Source organism: Paracoccus alkenifer, assembly GCF_900108405.1.
GTDB lineage: Bacteria > Pseudomonadota > Alphaproteobacteria > Rhodobacterales > Rhodobacteraceae > Paracoccus > Paracoccus alkenifer.
This window is the reverse complement of record NZ_FNXG01000002.1, coordinates 516,055-532,629: the sequence shown is the minus strand read 5'-3', so window position 1 is coordinate 532,629 and position 16,575 is coordinate 516,055. Positions and strand designations below refer to the sequence as shown.

The following is a 16,575-nucleotide window of genomic DNA, read 5'->3' as shown; positions in this document are numbered from 1 at the left end:
GGTCACATGCCGGGAGGGGGTATAGCCCCGAAAGAATGCCCCGGAAAGCCGCTATTGCCCCAGCACCGAGCCCAGCCGGCGCAGCGCCAGCAGATAGCCCTCGGTCCCGCAGCCCGCGATCACCCCGTCGGCGCGGGCGCTGACAAAGGAATGGTGCCGGAACGACTCGCGCCGGTGGATGTTCGAGATATGCACCTCGATCACCGGCCCGTCATAGGCGTTCAGCGCATCAAGGATCGCGACCGAGCTATGGCTGTAGGCAGCGGGGTTGATGATGATGCCAGAGGCCGCGCCCCGTGCATCCTGGATCCAGTCGACCAGCTGGCCTTCGTGGTTGGACTGGCGGAATTGCGTGACCAGCCCCAGCTCGGCCGCCAGTGCGGCGCAGCGCGATTCCACGTCGGCCAGCGTCTCGTGCCCGTAAATCTCGGGCTGGCGCTGGCCCAGCAGATTCAGGTTCGGGCCGTTGAGGATCAGGATATTGCGGGTCATGCGCGGGCTTTCTTGCAGATCGACGCATCGTTCCCCGATCTGCGCGCCCGCGTCCAGCCCCGTTCGGCGGGCGCCACTTGCGCGACTGCAAAGCAAGCGCGTAGTTCTGGCCCCGGGCATAAGTGGATGGTGGGGGATGGTGTAATGACGTTGTTTTCCGGGCTTTCGGCTTTTCCCCTGACCCCCACCGACCCGGCGGGGCGGCTGAAACCCGACTCGATGGCCCGGCACATCGAACGGCTTTGCGCGGCCGGGGTCGACTCGATCGGCCTGCTGGGCAGCACGGGCAGCTACGCCTATCTGACCGCGGCCGAGCGAATGCGGACCGTCCGCGTCGCAGCCGAAGCCGTTGCGGGAAAGCTGCCTCTGATCGTCGGCGTCGGAGCTCTGCGGACGGACGAGGCCGAACAGCTTGCCCGTGACGCCGCCATGGCCGGTGCCGATGGTCTTTTGCTGGCACCCATGTCCTATCAGAAGCTGACCGACGAAGAGGTCTTCCAGCACGTCGCCGCGGTCGCGGCTGCCGGCGACCTGCCGCTGTGCATTTACAACAACCCCGGCACCACGAATTTCGCCTTCAGCCACAAGATGATCGCCCGCCTGTCGCGCCTGCCCCGCGTCACCGCGGTCAAGATGCCGCTGCCGGCGGATGGGGATTTCGCCGCCGAGTTGGCCGCGCTGCGCTCGGTGACGGCGGCAGGGTTTTCCGTCGGATACAGCGGAGACTGGGGGGCCAGGGATGCGCTGCTGGCGGGGGCGGACGCCTGGTTCAGCGTCGTGGCCGGCCTGCTGCCCGGTCCGGCACTTCAGCTTGCACGCGCGGCCGGCTCTCGCAACGCGGGCCTTTCAGAGCGCATCGACCGCGCGTTCCACCCCCTGTGGGCGCTGTTCAGGCAGTTTGGAAGTTTCCGCGTCATGTATGCACTGGCGGAACTGCTCGACAACGATGGAATCGCGCCGCTGCGCCCGGTGCTGCCGCTTGCGGGCGATGACCGCAGAAAGGTCGAGGCCGCGCTGGGACAGCTGGCCGACATCCAGCCTGCTTCTGGACGTCCAGCGTCGATTTCAATCTGAACCACGCGCTTGCCGGGCTGCGGTCGTGCCACGCCGGAACTGACGCATCGGACCCGCGACGAAAAACCTTGTGGGCGATAGACGCCGCTCGTCTGGACTGGTCGGGGCGAGAGGATTCGAACCTCCGGCCTACGGTACCCAAAACCGTCGCGCTACCAGGCTGCGCCACGCCCCGGACCGAGAGTGCTTCTAGCCGAGCGTCGCGCCGGGTGGAAGCCTTAAACCATGGCCGGGGGTCCGGCATCGAGCCGACGGACCGCAGCGGCGTTGCAAAAGTCGCAGGGTTGGGCCCCGCTGCCGCAGGAACGGCAGGCGGCGGGGCGGACGCGGGTTCAGTCGCAGGGGGCGGCGGCGGTGGCCCGAGGCACGGACGGATGGCGCAGCGTGGTGCCGGGGACCAGCCCGCGGCGCGCGGCCTCGCCGCCCGCAAGCTCAAGCACCAGCAGGCGGTCGGGGTCCGGGTCGCCGGGGGCGGCGCCCGGAACGATGGTCAGGTCATGCGGCTGCGCCTGCGGGTGGACATGGCGCAGCACGCCGCGCTGGTCGAAAAACAGCATGTCCAGCGGGATCAGCGTATTTTTCATCCAGAACCCCGCGGGCTGCGGCGTCTCATAGACGAACAGCATCCCATGGCTGCGCAGCAGCTGCCGGCGCCCCATCAGACCTTGCGCGCGCGCTGCGGGATCGGCCGCGATCTCGACGGTGAACACCGATTGCGCGCCCGTGGGCGTGGTCAGGATCGCGTGGCCGGGCGCGCAGTTGTCCTGCGCGGCGGCGGCCCCGGCTGACAGCGCCAGCGGCAGCATCGCCCCCGCAACCACCGAACGCAGGGGCATCACAGCACCTGTCGGGACATCGGCAGCAGCGCCGCGCCGCTTGGCAGCCTGTGCCCCGGACAGCCGCTGCGTGCGCGAGAGGTTTCCGGCTCGGACGCGGGGCCGGGTTCGGACGCGGGGTCGGCGCCAGAGGCAGAGGCAGAGACGGGCGCAGAGACGGGGGCGGATGCAGGGGCGCCGCCGGCCGAATCGTCCATGGCCGACTGGTCCAGGCCGTTGCCGTCGACCACGGCGCGTTCCCACGCCAGCACCTGCGCCGCCATCAGGCCGCGCGGGGCGCTGACGACGCGCAGCCCCACCGCCTCGCCCGATTGCAGATCGGCAAAACCCCAGCGGCGCAGCACCTCGACATGCAGAAACACATCCCCCTTGCGCCCGAAGACATTGGCAAAACCAAAGCCCTTGATGCGGTCGAACCATTTGACGCGCGCCGGCAGCAGCGGCAGCGCCTGCAAATCGGCGTCCTCCAGCGGTTCAAGATCGGCGATCGGGGCGACGGTTTCCGTGGGCGCCGGTGCCACCGTCACCACCTCGGAGGCCTGCCGCCCCCGCGGCGTGCGGATCGCAAGCACCTCGAGCAGCGCACCCTCGACGACCGAGCTCTGGCCGAAATTGCGCAGCACATTGGCGTGGACGAGCACATCAGGCCCGCCCTCGGCATCGGCCAGAAAACCGAATCCCTTGACCGGATCGAACCACTTGATCTGGCCTTTGACGTATTCGCCAAGCCCGGGCTCTTCGCCATTCATTACAAGATCATACCTCTGAAGCCCGGCGCGAGTCCCTCTGCTCGCGCCGAACACTTGTTGCAAAGTTGTGCCGCAAACCGGCGCAAACAGGAAGCTAACATCGGCCCGGGCGCAGGAAAAGCAGGGCAAAGCGTCCCGGGACAAGTTTGTTGCCAAACAATGTTGACCCGAAATCGCATCCGGCAGCGGCTGCGGTCGTCATACGGCCGGAACGGGACCGCGCGCCCCGTGCCGCGCGCCGCGCGCCGCGACCCGATCAGGGCTGAAGCCGCTGAACCTCCCACCCCGTCCCGTCGTCGCCGCTGCGGGTCCAGCGAAAGCGGTCGTGCAGGCGAAAGGCGCCATCGGCCCAGAACTCGATCTGCGAGGGCGTGATGCGGAACCCGCCCCAGAACGGCGGCCGCGCGGGCGACAGCCCGTGACGCAGCCCCTGGCGCGCCACCTCGGCCAGCAGCGTGGCGCGACTGTCCAGCGGCTGGCTTTGCCGGCTGGACCAGGCGCCGATGCGCGATTGCAGGGCGCGGCTGGCATAATAGGCGTCGGCTGCGGGGCCTTGCTCGCGGGTGACGGTGCCGCGGACGCGGATCTGCCGGCGCAGGGATTTCCAGTGCATGACGAATGCAGCCTTGCCGGTCGCCGAGATCTGACGGCCCTTGGCGCTGTCGTAATTCGTATAGAACACGAAACCGCCGTCCGGCCCCGGCTCGATGTCTTTCAGCAGCACCATGCGGGCATCGGGCAGCCCGTCCGCGTCCACCGTGGCCAGCGCGATGGCGTTGGGATCGTTCGGCTCGGTCGCGGTGGCCTCGTCCAGCCAGGCGCGGGCGATGGCAAAGGGATCGTCGCCCTGGAATATCCCGCTGCGGTCGCTCATCTTGATGCCTCCCGGCCTTTGGCCTAATCCTCGGACCAAGTTTGAAAGCGCGAGGGACCACCCATGTCAAGCGATGCCCCGGCAGCGGGATTGATGAGCGGCAAGCGGGGGCTCATCATGGGCCTTGCGAACGACAAGTCCATGGCCTGGGGAATCGCCCGCGCCCTGGCGGCGCAGGGCGCCGAACTTGCCTTTTCCTTTCAGGGCGATGCGCTGAAAAAACGGGTCGAGCCGCTGGCGGCGCAGCTGGGGTCCGACATCGTGCTGCCCTGCGACGTGGCCGACATGGATACGGTCGATGCGTTGTTCGCCGCGCTCAAGGACCGCTGGGGGACGCTGGATTTCGTCGTCCACGCCATCGGGTTTTCCGACAAGGACGAATTGCGCGGCCGCTATGTGGACACCACCCGCGACAATTTCCTGATGACGATGGACATCTCGGTCTATTCCTTTACCGCGGTGGCGCAGCGGGCGGCAGCGATGATGCCCGACGGCGGCTCGGTGCTGACCCTGACCTATTACGGGGCCGAGCGGGTGATGCCGCATTACAACGTCATGGGCGTGGCCAAGGCCGCGCTTGAGGCCTCGGTCCGCTACATGGCCGAGGATCTGGGCAAGGACGGCATCCGCGTCAACGCGATCTCGGCCGGGCCGGTCAAGACGCTGGCCGCCAGCGGCATCGGCGATTTCCGCTATATCCTGAAATGGAACGAGCTGAATTCGCCCCTGCGCCGCAACATCACTATCGAGGATGTGGGCAAGTCGGCGCTGTATCTGCTGTCCGATCTCGGCTCGGGGGTGACCGGGGAAACCCACCACGTCGACGCCGGCTATCACGTCGTCGGCATGAAGGCGGTGGACGCGCCCGACATCGACGCCGTGACGGGCCGCAAGGCCGCCGAATGACACGCGACACGGCGGGGCGGCCCTGATGCAGGCGATCACCCTGCCCGCGCTGGCGCTGTTCGTGACCACGCTGGGCTTTGCCATCCTGTCGCCCGGACCCGCGATCATCGCGGCCAGCCGCTCGGCCGCGGCGCGGGGGCGGCAGGCGTCGATGCCCTATGCGATGGGGCTGGCCTTTGGCGCCTCGGTCTGGTGCCTGTTTGCGCTGTTCGGGCTGACGGTGCTGTTCCGGGTGGTGCCGCAATCCTATACGCTGCTGCGGCTGCTGGGCGGGGCCTATCTGATCTGGATCGCGGTGCAGATGTGGCGCCACGCCGCCACGCCGCTTGACTTTCACGGCACGGCCGACGCCGGCCCCGGCTTTCGGCACGGGCTGGCGCTGAACCTGTCCAACCCCAAGCCGGCGCTGTTTTACGGCAGCATCATCCTGACCCTGTTTCCCGGCCTGTCCGCCCTTGGCGGCGCCGTCGTCTATCTGGTGGCGCTGGCGGTCGAGCTGGGATTTTACGCCGCCGTCACCGCGCTGATGGCCACCGACCCGATGCGCCGCGCCTATCGCGCCGCCAAGACCGCGATCGACCGCATCGCCGGCACATTGATCGGGGCGCTCGGCCTGACGCTGATGCTTCGCAACTGACACGCAACACAAGGAGCCCGCCCATGTCCGCCCCCCCGCGCCCCGACCGGCTGCCGCATGAACGCGGCTTTCACGTCAGCTGGGACCAGCTGCACCGCGACGCGCGGGCACTGGCCTGGCGGTTGCAGGACAAAGCCCCCGAGCGCGGCGGCGAATGGCGGGCGGTGGTGGCCATCACCCGCGGCGGCATGGTCCCCGCGATGATCGTCGCGCGCGAGCTGGACATCCGCACCATCGACACGATCAGCGTGAAATCCTATCGCAAGGGCGCGCAGGGCGAGTTGCAGGTGCTGAAAGCCCCCGACGCCGAGATGATGGGCGACGGCGAGGGCGTGCTGGTCGTCGATGATCTGGTCGACAGCGGCCGCACGCTGGAACTGGTGCGCAAACTCTATCCCCGCGCGCATCTGGCCACCGTCTACGCCAAGCCCAAGGGCCAGCCGATGACCCAGACCTATATCACCGAGGTCAGCCAGGACACCTGGATCTTCTTTCCCTGGGACATGGCGCTGCAATACGTCGAACCCTATCGCGGCACCGATTGACCGTCTGCGATACCTGCCCGCAGCCCGGCCCGTGCGCCACCTCTGGCCAGCGGCATAGCGGCAAGCAGCAATATCCGCGGCCTGATCACGGCGCCAACTGCGGGCCGCCGCCGACGTGTCTGGCCCCTGCCTGAAGGGTGCGGCGCTCATCCGCGGCGCGCCCGGCATCCCGACTCGGCATCGCAAGGCCGCGGCGTGATCCTCATCGCAGCAATCGCCTGATCCCGAAACACGGGAACAGGCTGCCCCTATAGCGGGGACCAAACCCCCTATGGGAATGGCGCCGCCCCGCGTTTGCCGGACCGGCGCGCCCGCCCGTTGCGATACCCATCGCGATACCCATCCTCGGCGATACCACTGGCGTTCCACGTCTGCCCGGATGGCGGCCAAGATCACCCGATACCTGTCGGGCGGCATCGGCACCGGGGGCCTGTCTCGCGCAGCATGTCCCGCCGGTTTCGGACAGTCTCGTGCAGCATGTCCCGCCCGCTTCGATGCATGGACCCAACCGCGCCGACGCCGATGCTGGCGGCGCCGAGGTCGGTCGCCAGCCGGCCCAAGCCTTTATTACCGTTCAAATTCCTCTTTCGACCCCGATTCGGCACAGGCCGTGCTGTTGTCCTTCGCCGCTTCGTCCCCCTCACCGCATCCGCCCTTTCTTCGACGTTTCCGCCTTGGCAGAGCGGCCTGCACTGCCCCCGAGCGCCGCGGTTGCCAGCCCCAGCCCCGCGCCCGATCAACCTCATGCGGCGCGGCCGCCGATGCTATTTCTGCTCCTGTCCCGCTTCATCGTTGCTGTCGGCCGCGGGGATTTGTTGTTCCCCTGCTCTGGTCTGGCTGCCGGCTGCCTCTTGCTCGGCGTGTTGTTCGGCTTCGCGGCGCTTGTCTTGTTCCGCCTCGTCGGGGGTCACGTCGCGGACCGGGTTATAGCGGGTGCGTTCAAAGGGCAGGTTGCCCATGATCATCTCCTCCTGTCGTTGCGCGCGGGCGTTGTGCCGCGCGCCCACTGGTGCCCCAAGATAACGTGCCCGAGCAACGCGCGGTTGCATGTCCCGCTTTCCAGGGCCGGACGCGTCAGGGAAAAATACAGCCGCCCGGCCACAACACCCGTGGATCGCTGGAAAATCTGCATCCTGTCCCCCGAAAACCACGGCCGATTCGCTGCCGGCCCGACCATTGTTCCATGATTGTTCTTTACAAAGCGTAAAAATCATGAGAACAAAATGAAAACCTGCACGGAGTCGATCATGTCCCCCTTGTCCAGACTGCCCGAAGCCATTGCCGACATGCTCGGCGTCGCCGCCATCTCTTTGGCGACTGTTGCCGTGCTGTGGCTGCCGGCAGTTCTGGGCTGAAACAGAGCCGCCGGGCGCCTACGCCACGGCGTGCAACCCGGCGCACAGCTTGAGGCCCAAGCCGCTGCATCCAGCCAAAATCGCGGCTGCACAGCACAGGGTCAGCCGCTGCCGGACCTGCCGGTCATGTATCGCCCGGCAAATGAAATGAGCACGCCCGCCGAAGGGCGGGACAGTCTCGACGCGCGGCGGAGGGGTGCAAACCCTTGCAAGGGTCAGCCGGACAGCTTGCGTGGCCAACGCAAAACCCGTCGCCCCGACGCATGTTTCAATTAACCCGGTTTCGGCATGTTTTCCGCCGGGCCGCAACTTTGCAAGCCGTCGTCAGGACCGCTTTCGTTGCAGGCGCCGACACCCCTTGCGGCGATAGCGCCGCAAGTCCCGCCGCCCCCGCCGAACATCACCCCGCCGGCAAGGCTGCGCCTGCGCGCCTTACTTGCGCGCCTCAGTAGCTGCGGATCAGCCCCACCAGACGGCCCTGGATGCGGATCTTGTCCTCGGGCAGCACCCTTGTTTCATAGGCCGGGTTGGCGGCTTCGAGCGCGATCATGCCGCCGCGGCGCCGATAGCGTTTCAGCGTGGCCTCGGCGCCTTCGATCAGCGCCACCACGATGTCGCCGTTATCGGCGGTGTCCTGTTCCCGGATCACCACCACGTCACCTTCGTTGATGCCCGCCTCGATCATCGAATCACCGCGCACCTCAAGCGCATAGTGATGATCGCGCCCGGTCAGCATCGAGCCGGGCACCGCGATATGATGCGACACCTCGGAAATCGCCTCGATCGGGACACCCGCAGCGATGCGGCCCATCACCGGCAACTCGACCGCCGGGCTGTCCATGATCGGCATGGCCCCCCGGGGACGCGGCGCCCGAGCCGGGCGCTCGTTCGAGATCACCCGGGGCTGAAAACTGCCCGCCCCGTCGTCGCCCGCCGCCATGGCGTCGTCGCGAACCAGCACATCGGGCAGGCGGATGATTTCCAGCGCCCGCGCGCGATGCGGCAGACGGCGGATAAAGCCGCGTTCCTCAAGCGCCGTGACCAGCCTGTGGATCCCCGATTTCGACCGCAGATCCAGCGCCAGCTTCATCTCGTCAAAGGACGGCGGCACCCCGTCGCGCGCCACCCGTTTCTGGATGAAGTCGAGCAATTCGATCTGCTTTCTGGTCAGCATCGCGCATTTCCCCCGCAAGACAGCCTGCCGCCCTGCGGCAAAGTTCATCCAATGTTCTAGTCACGTTCACCTTACAGGTCAACGCATAACCCGGATTGTCTGAATTAATCGTTAACGCGGCAGAGGAATATAGGGCATAAGCTCCCCCGCGCGCCGCGCGGGGTCGCCCGCGGGGCGCACCAGCAGCGCCTGGGCCTGCGACAGCAACGCCAACCGGGCCGAGTCCTGATCGCCGAAGGGGGCGATTACGGTCCCGCGCCCGTCCTCGCGCAGCGCCGCGCGCAGATAATGCTGCCGACCGCCCTCGGGGGGCAGATCGGCGGCCAGCGCGGCGTGGCGGACCACCGGCTGCGGCGCCGCATGGCCCTGCATCGCGCGGATCAGCGGCTGCATGAACAGCATCGCGGTCACGATCGCCGACACCGGGTTGCCCGGCAGGCCCAGCATCGCGCCCTCGCCCAGCCGTCCCGCCATCAGCGGACGGCCGGGGCGCATGGCGATGCGGTGAAAGGCGCGCTCCATCCCCAGATCGGCGGCGACGCGGGCGATCAGGTCGTGGTCGCCGACCGAGGCGCCGCCGATAGTCACCACCAGATCGGCGCCGGCGGCGGCGGCAAATGCCTCGCGCAGGCTGGTTTCGGTGTCGCGGGCCAGCGGCAGGATCCGGGCCTCGGCCCCCGCCTCGCGCGCCAGCGCCGCCACGGCAAGGTCGTTCGAGCTGATGATCTGCCCCGGACCCGGCACCTCGCCGGGGGCCACCAGCTCATCCCCGCCGGCCAGCACGGCCACGCGCGGACGCCGGCCGACCGTCACCTGCGGCACGTTCATCGCCGCCAGCAGCGCAAGGTCGACCGCCGACAGCACCCGCCCCGAGGCCACCACATCGCCGGCGGAAAAATCATTGCCGCGCGGGCGGATATTGCTGCGACCCTGCGGAACGGTCACGGTGACCAGATCGCCGTCGCGGGCGGTATCTTCTTGCATCACCACCACGTCGGCGCCCTCGGGCACCGCCGCGCCGGTAAAGATGCGCGCAGCCTCTCCCTGCCCCAAAGCGCCGTCCCAGCCGCGGCCGGCAGCGGCCTCGGCCACCACGCGCAGCGGCCCGGGCAGATCGGCGCGGCGCACCGCATAGCCGTCCATCGCGGCGGCATCAAAGGGCGGCTGCGTCATCTGCGACACCGCATCCGCCAGCAGCACCCGACCCAGCGCATCGGCCAGCCCCACAAGTTCCGGCTGCGGCGCGCGCGCCAGCCCCAGCACCAGCGCCAGCGCCTGATCGACGCTCAGCGCGGTCATGGCGCGGCCTGAAAGCTGCCGGATTTGCCGCCGGTCTTGCGCAACAGGCGCACCCCTTCGATCCGCATGTCCTTTTGCGCGGCCTTGAGCATGTCATAGACGGTCAGCGCCGCGACCGAGGCCGCGGTCAGCGCCTCCATCTCGACGCCGGTGCGGCCGGTGGTGCGGGCGGTGGCGGTGATCCGGACGCCGGGCAGCGCCGGGTCGGCCACCAGATCGACCGAGACCTTGTCCAGCGGCAGCGGATGGCACAGCGGGATCAGATCGGCGGTGCGCTTGGCGCCCATGATCCCGGCCAGCCGCGCGACCCCCAGCACGTCGCCCTTGGCCGCGCCGCCCTGGGCCAGCGCCAGCGTGTCGGGGGACATGATCACCACAGCCTGGGCCACCGCCTCGCGCGCGGTGGCGGGCTTGCCCGAGACATCGACCATATGCGCCTGGCCGGAGGCGTCGAAATGGGTCAGCATCATTCGACCTTGAGGATGGCTTGGGTGGCGGCGGCCACGTCTGGCTGGCGCATCAGGCTTTCGCCGATCAGAAAACGGCGCACGCCGCCCCGCATCACAAGCGCCAGATCATCGGCAGTGAACAGCCCGCTTTCGCAGACCACCTGACGGTCATCGGGAATGCGTGGGGCCAGCCGCAGCGTCGTCTCAAGATCCACCTCGAAGGTCTTGAGATTGCGGTTGTTCACCCCGATCAGCGGGGATTGCAGCCGCATGGCGCGGTCCAGTTCCCGCTCGTCATGGATCTCGATCAGGACATCCATACCCCAATGGCGCGCCGCGTCCTCAAGCTCAGCCGCCAGCGCATCGTCGACCGAGGCCATGATGATCAGGATGCAGTCGGCGCCCCAGGCGCGGGCCTCGGCGACCTGATAGGGGTCGTGCAGGAAATCCTTGCGCAGCACCGGCAGATCGCAGGCCGCGCGCGCGGCGGTCAGGAACTCGGGCGCGCCCTGGAACGAGGGCGCATCGGTCAGCACCGACAGGCACGCGGCGCCGCCCTGCTGATAGGCGCGAGCCAGCGCCGGAGGGTCGAAATCGGGGCGGATCAGCCCTTTCGAGGGGCTGGCCTTCTTGATCTCGGCGATCAGCGCCGGGCCGGTTGCGGCCTTGTCGGCCAGCGCGCGGGCAAAGCCGCGCAGAGGCGGGGCGGCGCGAGCCTCGGCCTCGACCGCCGACAGTGGGCGCGCGGCCTTGGCGGCGGCGATTTCCTCGAGCTTGTAGCTCTTGATGCGTTCCAGAATATCCATGCACACAGATAGCGCCACGGCAGGGCCGGACGCAACTGCCTCCACCCGACACCGCCCGCGCCCACACGGCAACGCGAGGTTTTTCTTCATCACATAAATATCCCGGGGTCCGGGGCAGCGCCCCGGTCCGGCCGCGCCGCTATCCCGACCAGTCGATCGGCGCACGCCCTTGCGCCAGCAGCCACGCGTTCACCCGGCTGAACGGGCGTGACCCGAAAAACCCGCGCCGCGCCGACAGGGGTGAGGGATGCGGGCTTTCGATCACCAGATCCTGCGGGCGCGGCAGGCCGCGGGCCACGCGGGCGGCATGGGCGCCCCACAGGATGAAACCCAGCGGCCCGTGGGATTGTGCCTCGGCAATGGACTCGCGCGCCAGCCGGTCCCAGCCCCAGCCCGCATGTGCCCCCGCCTGCCCCGGCAACACCGACAGCGAGGTATTGAGCAGCAGCACCCCCTGCCGCGCCCAGTGGCTCAGGTCGCCCGAGGACGGAGCCGTGCCGGTGTCGGCGGCAAGCTCGGCAAAGATATTGGCCAGCGAGCGCGGCAGCTTCACCCCCGGGTTGACCGAGAATGCCAGCCCGTTGGCATGGCCCGGCGTCGGATAGGGATCCTGCCCCAGGATCACCACCCGCACATCCTGCGGCGCCACGGCAGCAAGCGCGGCAAACACCCGCCCCGGCCCCGGCAGCCAGTCGAGACCGCGCAGCCGTTCGCGGATCGCCGGCCAGTCGCGGGTGAAGAAGGGCAGATGCGCCCAGGCCGGCGGCGGCAGCGGCTGCGTCACCGCCGGAGCCTCCGGCGGGGATATTTGGGGACAAGAGAGAAGATCGCGCCCGACCTCATGCCGTCAGGCTTCCGGTGCGCCGGTGATCGCGGCCAGCCGTGACAGCCGCTCGGCCGCGCTGCCGGAATCGATCGAGTCGCGGGCCAGCGCCACCCCTTCGCGCAGGTCGGCGGCGCGGCCCGCGACCAGCAGCGCGGCACCCGCGTTCAGCAGCACCGCATCGCGATAGGCGCCGGGGGCGCCGGAGAGCAGCGCGCGCAGGGCGGCGGCGTTTTCGGCCGGCTCGCCGCCGATGATGTCCTCGAACCTGTGGGTGGGCAGGCCGGCGTCCTCGGGCGAGATGTCGAACTCGGTGATCTCGCCGTTCTTGAGCTGCACCACCCGGCTGGGCGCGGCGATGGACAGCTCGTCCGTGCCGTCGCCGCCATGCACCAGCCAGGCCGAGGTCGAGCCGAGTTCGCGCAGGGTTTCCGCCATCGGCCGCAGCCAGTCGGTGGAAAACGCCCCTGTCAGCTGCGCGCGCACCCCGGCCGGGTTGGTCAACGGTCCCAGCAGGTTGAAGATGGTGCGCGTGCCCAGCTCTGCCCGCGCCGGCCCGACATGGCGCATCGCCGGGTGGTGTGTCGGCGCCATCATGAAGCAGATGCCGCAGTCGTCCAGCGCCCGCTGCGCCACCGCCGGGCCGCCCATCACGTCCAGCCCCAGATGGGTCAGCGCATCGGCGCTGCCGGATTTCGAGGACAGGTTGCGGTTGCCGTGCTTGGCCACCGGCACCCCGGCCCCCGCCACCACCAGCGCCGCGGCGGTCGAGATGTTCAGCGTGCCCTTGCCGTCGCCGCCGGTGCCCACGATGTCCATGGCGCCCTGGGGCGCGGTGATGGGGTGCATCCGCGCCCGCATGGCGCGGGCGGCGGCGGCCATTTCCTCGACCGTTTCGCCGCGCACCCGCATCGCCATCAGCAGCCCGCCGATCTGCGCCGGCGTGGCCTTGGCGTCGAACAGCGCGCCGAATGCGGCCTCGGCCTCGGGCGCGGTCAGCGGGCGGGTGGCGGCGATGCCGATCAGCGGGCGGATGTCGGTGACGGGGCGGAGGTCGGTGGCGGCTTGGGTATCGGGGGCGGTCATGCGGCCTCGGTCGAGTTGCTGCAACGGCGCAGGAAGCTGGCGATCATCTCGTGCCCGTGTTCCGAGCGGATGCTTTCGGGGTGGAACTGCACGCCCTCGACCGGCAGGCTGCGGTGCGTCAGCCCCATGATGGTGCCGTCGGTGGCGGTGGCGGTCACGCGCAGGCAGTCGGGCAGGCTGTCGGGGTCCACGCACAGCGAATGATAGCGCGTCGCCCGCAGCGGCGAGGGCAGCCCGGCGAACACCCCGCTGCCGTCATGGGCGATCATGTCGGTCTTGCCGTGGACGATGCGGGGCGCGCGGATGACGCGGCCGCCGAACGCCTCGGCGATCGCCTGATGGCCCAGGCAGACGCCCAGCACCGGCAGCCCGGTTTCCGCCGCCGCCCGGATCAGCGGCACGATCATGCCCGCCTGCCCCGGGGTGCAGGGCCCCGGCGAGACCAGCAGCCCGGCGGGGCGGCGCGCCAGCGCCTCGTCCACCGACAGCGCGTCGTTGCGGGCGATTTCCACCGAGGCGCCGGCCTCGGCCAGGTAATGGACGAGGTTCCATGTAAAGCTGTCGTAATTGTCGATCATCAGGATCCGCGGCGCCGTGTCGGGGGCGGCGCCGGTGGTGATGGCCGGAACAAAGGACAGAAGGGACATCGGCGACTCGCTGGATATTCGCGGAAACGGGGCGGCGCCGGGGGGCGCAAAGGTGAAAGAGCGGCTGGAGGGCAGGTCGAGGAAAAGGGGTGGCCCGCCACAGGCGGTTGGATATAGATGGTCCCAAGCCATGCGGGGGGTCAACCCCCGCCGGGTGCCTCGGGCCGCGGTTTTTCTGCCGGCGCGGGGTGCGCGTATCGGGCATCGGGGCAACGGACAGGGGAACGGGCTGATGGCGGGTTTCTGGACCGGGTTGGTTCACGGCACGCTGCTGTGCGGCGCGACGCTGGCGGCGCTGTCTCTGGCCTTTCCCCGCGCGGCCCCCGAGCCGGGCAACGACCTGCACGACATGCAGCCCGCCGGATCGGATGCAGCGGCTATTGCCGAGGCGGGCGCCCCCGAGAACGCGGCAGGGGCGCCGCCGTCCGCAGGCAACGCCAGCCTGGCGGGTCTTGAAGCCGTCGCGGACGGCCCGGTCGCATCGGACGGCGATGCCACGCCGGACGGCGGGCCTGTTGCGGACGGCCCGCGCCCGACTGACGGCGAAACCGAGGCCGCCCCTGGCGGGTCAGCGGATGACGGCACTGCGGATGACGAGGCTGCGGATGACGGCACTGGCCCCGCGGCCGATAAGGGCGGTGCGGCAGGCGGCGACGCGGGGGCGGACAGTGATGCCGCAGCGGCTGCCGACACGGTTTCGGCAGATGGCACTGTGCCCGACGACGTCGCCGCGGCAGATGACGATCTGCTGGCAACGGACAGCGCCGACGCGGCGGCGCACGCTCGGGCCCCTGATTCCGCCGCTCAGGCCCCGATTGCGGCCCTGCCTGATCCGGTCGGCTCGGAGTTTCTGCGCGGGGTGGATCTGCCGCCGGTCGCGCCGGCCGGTTCTGCCGCGCCCACGCCGTCGCCCCTGCCCCGCAGCGGCGAGAACGCCGGCGCAATCGAGCCGCTGCCCGCGCCCACAGCGCCCCCCGGTGAACGCCCGGCCGAGACCGCCGCTCCGCACAGCCCCGCCGTGCTGAGCGCGGACCCGGCCCATCCCGCACCGGTTGCGGCGCCGCCGCGCGCCGGGACTGCCGCGCCGGTGCCGGGACGGCTGGTCGCACCGGACCCCGACCATCTGCCCGACCGCAGCATCGCCGCCGCCCAAGACGCCGAGGCCGCCGAGGCCGCGGCAAGCGCTGCTGCGGTGGAACCGACGCAATCGCCGGACACCGCCGACACCGCAAGCGACATCACCGACGGCGGCTTTGCAGTCGAACCGGACCCCGAGGCCACGGCCCGCCCCGACGCCGGCGACCCCGACGCGGCCGCATCCGACACCGATGGCCCCGCCCGGCCGGGCACAACGCCGGCCGAAGCAGCAGCCCCGGCGCAGGAAACCGCGGCAAGCCCCGCTGCCCAGGGCAAAACCCCGGCCGCAACCGCCCCGGCATCCCGCGACGCAGCCGTTGCCGAGAGCATCGCCGTCTCGCCCTCGGCCCCGACGCCGGCGCTTGCACCACCCCCGGCCCTGCCCGCCGCCGGCAACCCGCCTGCGGCCAGCCGTGCGCCGCGGCCCGCGCCCGACCTGTCGCTGCCCGATCCGCTTGCCGCGCCGGGTGCGGCCGTGACTGCCCCGGACCCCGGGGAGCGCCGCTGATGCTGCCCCTGAACCCCGATCTCGCCGCCACCTTCCGCCCCCCGGTGATGGAGGCGCGGCGCTGGCTGAACGGCGTCAGCTTTCCCCCCGACCGGCCGCTGATCAACGTCAGCCAGGCCGCCCCCGTCGATCCGCCCCCCGAAGGGCTGCGCCGCGCGATTGCCGACGCCTCGGTGACAAGGGCCGAGGCACATCTGTATGGCCCGGTGCTGGGCAACCCCGACCTGCGCGAAACGGTGGCCCGGACGTTCTCGGACGCTTACGGCGCCACGCTGCGGGCCGAAAATGTCGCGATCACCCCCGGCTGCAATCAGGCGTTCTGCATCGCGGCGGCCTCGGTCGCGCAGCGGGGCGACCAGGTGATCGTGCCGGTGCCTTGGTATTTCAACCACAAGATGTGGCTGGACATGCAGGGGATCGAGGCCGTGCCGCTGAAATGCGGCCCCGGCATGGTGCCCGACCCGCAGGCGGCGGCGGCGCTGATCACGCCGCGCACCCGCGCCATCCTGCTGGTCACGCCCAACAACCCCTCGGGCGCGGAATACCCGGCCGAGGTGCTGCGCGGTTTCTACGATCTTGCGCGCGCCCGCGGCCTCGCGCTGATCGTGGACGAGACCTATCGCGATTTCGATTCGCGCGACTCGGCGCCGCATGGGCTGTTTTCGGACCCCGACTGGGGCGAGGTGCTGATCCAGCTGTATTCCTTTTCCAAGGCTTACCGGCTGACCGGCCACCGCGTCGGCGCGCTGGTCGCCAGCGGCGCGCGGCAGGTGCAGGTGGAAAAACTGCTGGACACGCTGTCGATCTGCACCGCCCAGCTGGGCCAGATCGGCGCGCTGTGGGGGATGCGGAACCTGGGCGGCTGGCTGGCGGGGGAACGGCAGGAAATCCTGCGCCGCCGTGCCGCCATGGAACGGGCGGTGGCCGGGCTGGACGGCTGGCGGCTGAAAGGGTGCGGGGCGTATTTCGCCTGGGTCGAGCATCCCTTTGCCGAGGATTCCGCCACGCTGGCGCAGCGGCTGGTGCGCGAGGCCGGCGTGCTGCTGCTGCCCGGCACCATGTTCATGCCCAAGGACGACCCCGACGGCGCCCGCCACCTGCGCATCGCCTTTGCCAATATCGACGAGACCGGGATTTCGGCGCTGGCCGACAGGCTGCGGGCACTGGCCGGCTGAGCG

At 69.8% G+C, this 16,575-nt stretch carries 19 protein-coding genes and 1 tRNA gene; 7 read left to right on the top strand and 13 right to left on the bottom strand.

Features of this window, described 5'->3' with window-relative positions; all coding sequences use genetic code 11:
• Window positions 1–51: 51 nt before the first annotated feature.
• On the bottom strand, window positions 52–492 hold the full coding sequence (gene aroQ / locus BLW83_RS06725) for a type II 3-dehydroquinate dehydratase (RefSeq protein ID WP_090846871.1): 441 nt from the start codon (window positions 490–492) through the stop codon (window positions 52–54).
• Between the two features lie 144 nt (window positions 493–636).
• Here aroQ and BLW83_RS06720 point away from each other — a divergent pair, with 144 nt between their 5' ends.
• Window positions 637–1,566, top strand: coding sequence for a dihydrodipicolinate synthase family protein (locus BLW83_RS06720; protein ID WP_090846869.1), 930 nt, complete (start codon window positions 637–639; stop codon window positions 1,564–1,566).
• Between the two features lie 98 nt (window positions 1,567–1,664).
• Here the strand turns inward: BLW83_RS06720 and BLW83_RS06715 are convergent.
• From BLW83_RS06715 to pdxH, 4 genes are all read right to left on the bottom strand, one after another.
• Window positions 1,665–1,741: transfer RNA gene (locus BLW83_RS06715), tRNA-Pro, on the bottom strand.
• A gap of 157 nt (window positions 1,742–1,898) precedes the next feature.
• On the bottom strand, window positions 1,899–2,402 hold the full coding sequence (locus BLW83_RS06710; protein WP_090846867.1) for a DUF192 domain-containing protein: 504 nt from the start codon (window positions 2,400–2,402) through the stop codon (window positions 1,899–1,901).
• Window positions 2,402–3,151 carry a cold-shock protein gene (locus BLW83_RS06705; RefSeq protein WP_090846865.1) on the bottom strand — a complete coding sequence of 250 codons (750 nt, stop codon included), beginning with the start codon at window positions 3,149–3,151 and terminating at the stop codon, window positions 2,402–2,404. The genes BLW83_RS06710 and BLW83_RS06705 overlap by 1 nt, the downstream gene beginning before the upstream one ends.
• A 256-nt stretch (window positions 3,152–3,407) precedes the next feature.
• Window positions 3,408–4,025 (bottom strand): pyridoxamine 5'-phosphate oxidase, encoded by a 618-nt coding sequence (gene pdxH, locus BLW83_RS06700; RefSeq protein WP_090846864.1) that lies wholly within the window; start codon window positions 4,023–4,025, stop codon window positions 3,408–3,410.
• Between the two features lie 63 nt (window positions 4,026–4,088).
• On the opposite strand from pdxH, the gene fabI reads away from it, so the two are divergent.
• From fabI to gpt, 3 genes are read left to right on the top strand one after another with little or no spacing between them, the layout of a single operon-like run.
• On the top strand, window positions 4,089–4,931 hold the full coding sequence (gene fabI, locus BLW83_RS06695; RefSeq protein ID WP_090846862.1) for an enoyl-ACP reductase FabI: 843 nt from the start codon (window positions 4,089–4,091) through the stop codon (window positions 4,929–4,931).
• Between the two features lie 25 nt (window positions 4,932–4,956).
• Complete coding sequence (locus BLW83_RS06690; RefSeq protein ID WP_090846860.1) at window positions 4,957–5,568, top strand: LysE family translocator; 612 nt, start codon at window positions 4,957–4,959, stop codon at window positions 5,566–5,568.
• Between the two features lie 23 nt (window positions 5,569–5,591).
• Complete coding sequence (gpt, locus tag BLW83_RS06685) at window positions 5,592–6,113, top strand: xanthine phosphoribosyltransferase (protein WP_090846859.1); 522 nt, start codon at window positions 5,592–5,594, stop codon at window positions 6,111–6,113.
• 764 nt (window positions 6,114–6,877) lie between these two features.
• Here the strand turns inward: gpt and BLW83_RS15420 are convergent.
• The gene (locus BLW83_RS15420; RefSeq protein ID WP_143042762.1) at window positions 6,878–7,327 is read right to left on the bottom strand and encodes a hypothetical protein; all 450 of its coding nucleotides are present in this window, start codon (window positions 7,325–7,327) and stop codon (window positions 6,878–6,880) included.
• Between the two features lie 9 nt (window positions 7,328–7,336).
• Here BLW83_RS15420 and BLW83_RS16005 point away from each other — a divergent pair, with 9 nt between their 5' ends.
• Window positions 7,337–7,468 carry a hypothetical protein gene (locus tag BLW83_RS16005; protein WP_281245530.1) on the top strand — a complete coding sequence of 44 codons (132 nt, stop codon included), beginning with the start codon at window positions 7,337–7,339 and terminating at the stop codon, window positions 7,466–7,468.
• A 445-nt stretch (window positions 7,469–7,913) separates the two neighbouring features.
• Here BLW83_RS16005 and lexA read toward each other — a convergent pair whose 3' ends face one another.
• The 7 genes from lexA to BLW83_RS06645 form a co-directional block, all read right to left on the bottom strand.
• Window positions 7,914–8,642, bottom strand: a complete 729-nt coding sequence (lexA, locus tag BLW83_RS06675; RefSeq protein WP_090846855.1) for a transcriptional repressor LexA — start codon at window positions 8,640–8,642, stop codon at window positions 7,914–7,916.
• Window positions 8,643–8,753: 111 nt separating this feature from the next.
• The gene (locus BLW83_RS06670; protein ID WP_090846852.1) at window positions 8,754–9,941 is read right to left on the bottom strand and encodes a molybdopterin molybdotransferase MoeA; all 1,188 of its coding nucleotides are present in this window, start codon (window positions 9,939–9,941) and stop codon (window positions 8,754–8,756) included.
• Window positions 9,938–10,411 (bottom strand): cyclic pyranopterin monophosphate synthase MoaC, encoded by a 474-nt coding sequence (gene moaC / locus BLW83_RS06665; protein ID WP_090846850.1) that lies wholly within the window; start codon window positions 10,409–10,411, stop codon window positions 9,938–9,940. Before moaC ends, BLW83_RS06670 begins: the two co-directional genes overlap by 4 nt.
• The gene (trpC, locus tag BLW83_RS06660) at window positions 10,408–11,196 is read right to left on the bottom strand and encodes an indole-3-glycerol phosphate synthase TrpC (protein ID WP_090846848.1); all 789 of its coding nucleotides are present in this window, start codon (window positions 11,194–11,196) and stop codon (window positions 10,408–10,410) included. Before trpC ends, moaC begins: the two co-directional genes overlap by 4 nt.
• A gap of 139 nt (window positions 11,197–11,335) precedes the next feature.
• On the bottom strand, window positions 11,336–11,980 hold the full coding sequence (locus tag BLW83_RS06655) for a uracil-DNA glycosylase (protein ID WP_090846847.1): 645 nt from the start codon (window positions 11,978–11,980) through the stop codon (window positions 11,336–11,338).
• 63 nt (window positions 11,981–12,043) lie between these two features.
• Entirely contained in the window at window positions 12,044–13,105 is a 1,062-nt protein-coding gene (gene trpD, locus BLW83_RS06650; protein ID WP_090846845.1) for an anthranilate phosphoribosyltransferase, read from the bottom strand.
• Window positions 13,102–13,683, bottom strand: coding sequence for an anthranilate synthase component II (locus BLW83_RS06645; RefSeq protein WP_245728707.1), 582 nt, complete (start codon window positions 13,681–13,683; stop codon window positions 13,102–13,104). Before BLW83_RS06645 ends, trpD begins: the two co-directional genes overlap by 4 nt.
• Window positions 13,684–13,984: 301 nt before the next feature.
• Between BLW83_RS06645 and BLW83_RS06640 the strand changes: the two genes are divergently transcribed.
• Both BLW83_RS06640 and BLW83_RS06635 read left to right on the top strand, forming a co-directional pair.
• Window positions 13,985–15,397 (top strand): hypothetical protein, encoded by a 1,413-nt coding sequence (locus BLW83_RS06640; protein WP_143042760.1) that lies wholly within the window; start codon window positions 13,985–13,987, stop codon window positions 15,395–15,397.
• Window positions 15,394–16,572 (top strand): aminotransferase, encoded by a 1,179-nt coding sequence (locus BLW83_RS06635; RefSeq protein WP_177172527.1) that lies wholly within the window; start codon window positions 15,394–15,396, stop codon window positions 16,570–16,572. The genes BLW83_RS06640 and BLW83_RS06635 overlap by 4 nt, the downstream gene beginning before the upstream one ends.
• Window positions 16,573–16,575: the final 3 nt, after the last annotated feature.

Excerpts from the sequence above, each read along its gene's own strand:
- gpt (WP_090846859.1), top strand. The coding sequence starts at position 5,592 with ATGTCCGCCCCCCCGCGCCCCGACCGGCTGCCGCATGAACGCGGCTTT.
- BLW83_RS06690 (WP_090846860.1), top strand. The coding sequence starts at position 4,957 with ATGCAGGCGATCACCCTGCCCGCGCTGGCGCTGTTCGTGACCACGCTG.
- BLW83_RS06720 (WP_090846869.1), top strand. The coding sequence starts at position 637 with ATGACGTTGTTTTCCGGGCTTTCGGCTTTTCCCCTGACCCCCACCGAC.
- BLW83_RS06710 (WP_090846867.1), bottom strand. The coding sequence starts at position 2,402 with ATGCCCCTGCGTTCGGTGGTTGCGGGGGCGATGCTGCCGCTGGCGCTG.
- trpC (WP_090846848.1), bottom strand. The coding sequence starts at position 11,196 with ATGGATATTCTGGAACGCATCAAGAGCTACAAGCTCGAGGAAATCGCC.
- BLW83_RS06640 (WP_143042760.1), top strand. The coding sequence starts at position 13,985 with ATGGCGGGTTTCTGGACCGGGTTGGTTCACGGCACGCTGCTGTGCGGC.
- pdxH (WP_090846864.1), bottom strand. The coding sequence starts at position 4,025 with ATGAGCGACCGCAGCGGGATATTCCAGGGCGACGATCCCTTTGCCATC.
- BLW83_RS16005 (WP_281245530.1), top strand. The coding sequence starts at position 7,337 with ATGAAAACCTGCACGGAGTCGATCATGTCCCCCTTGTCCAGACTGCCC.
- trpD (WP_090846845.1), bottom strand. The coding sequence starts at position 13,105 with ATGACCGCCCCCGATACCCAAGCCGCCACCGACCTCCGCCCCGTCACC.
- BLW83_RS06670 (WP_090846852.1), bottom strand. The coding sequence starts at position 9,941 with ATGACCGCGCTGAGCGTCGATCAGGCGCTGGCGCTGGTGCTGGGGCTG.
- BLW83_RS06645 (WP_245728707.1), bottom strand. The coding sequence starts at position 13,683 with ATGATCGACAATTACGACAGCTTTACATGGAACCTCGTCCATTACCTG.
- moaC (WP_090846850.1), bottom strand. The coding sequence starts at position 10,411 with ATGATGCTGACCCATTTCGACGCCTCCGGCCAGGCGCATATGGTCGAT.
- BLW83_RS06705 (WP_090846865.1), bottom strand. The coding sequence starts at position 3,151 with ATGAATGGCGAAGAGCCCGGGCTTGGCGAATACGTCAAAGGCCAGATC.
- lexA (WP_090846855.1), bottom strand. The coding sequence starts at position 8,642 with ATGCTGACCAGAAAGCAGATCGAATTGCTCGACTTCATCCAGAAACGG.
- BLW83_RS15420 (WP_143042762.1), bottom strand. The coding sequence starts at position 7,327 with ATGATTTTTACGCTTTGTAAAGAACAATCATGGAACAATGGTCGGGCC.
- aroQ (WP_090846871.1), bottom strand. The coding sequence starts at position 492 with ATGACCCGCAATATCCTGATCCTCAACGGCCCGAACCTGAATCTGCTG.
- fabI (WP_090846862.1), top strand. The coding sequence starts at position 4,089 with ATGTCAAGCGATGCCCCGGCAGCGGGATTGATGAGCGGCAAGCGGGGG.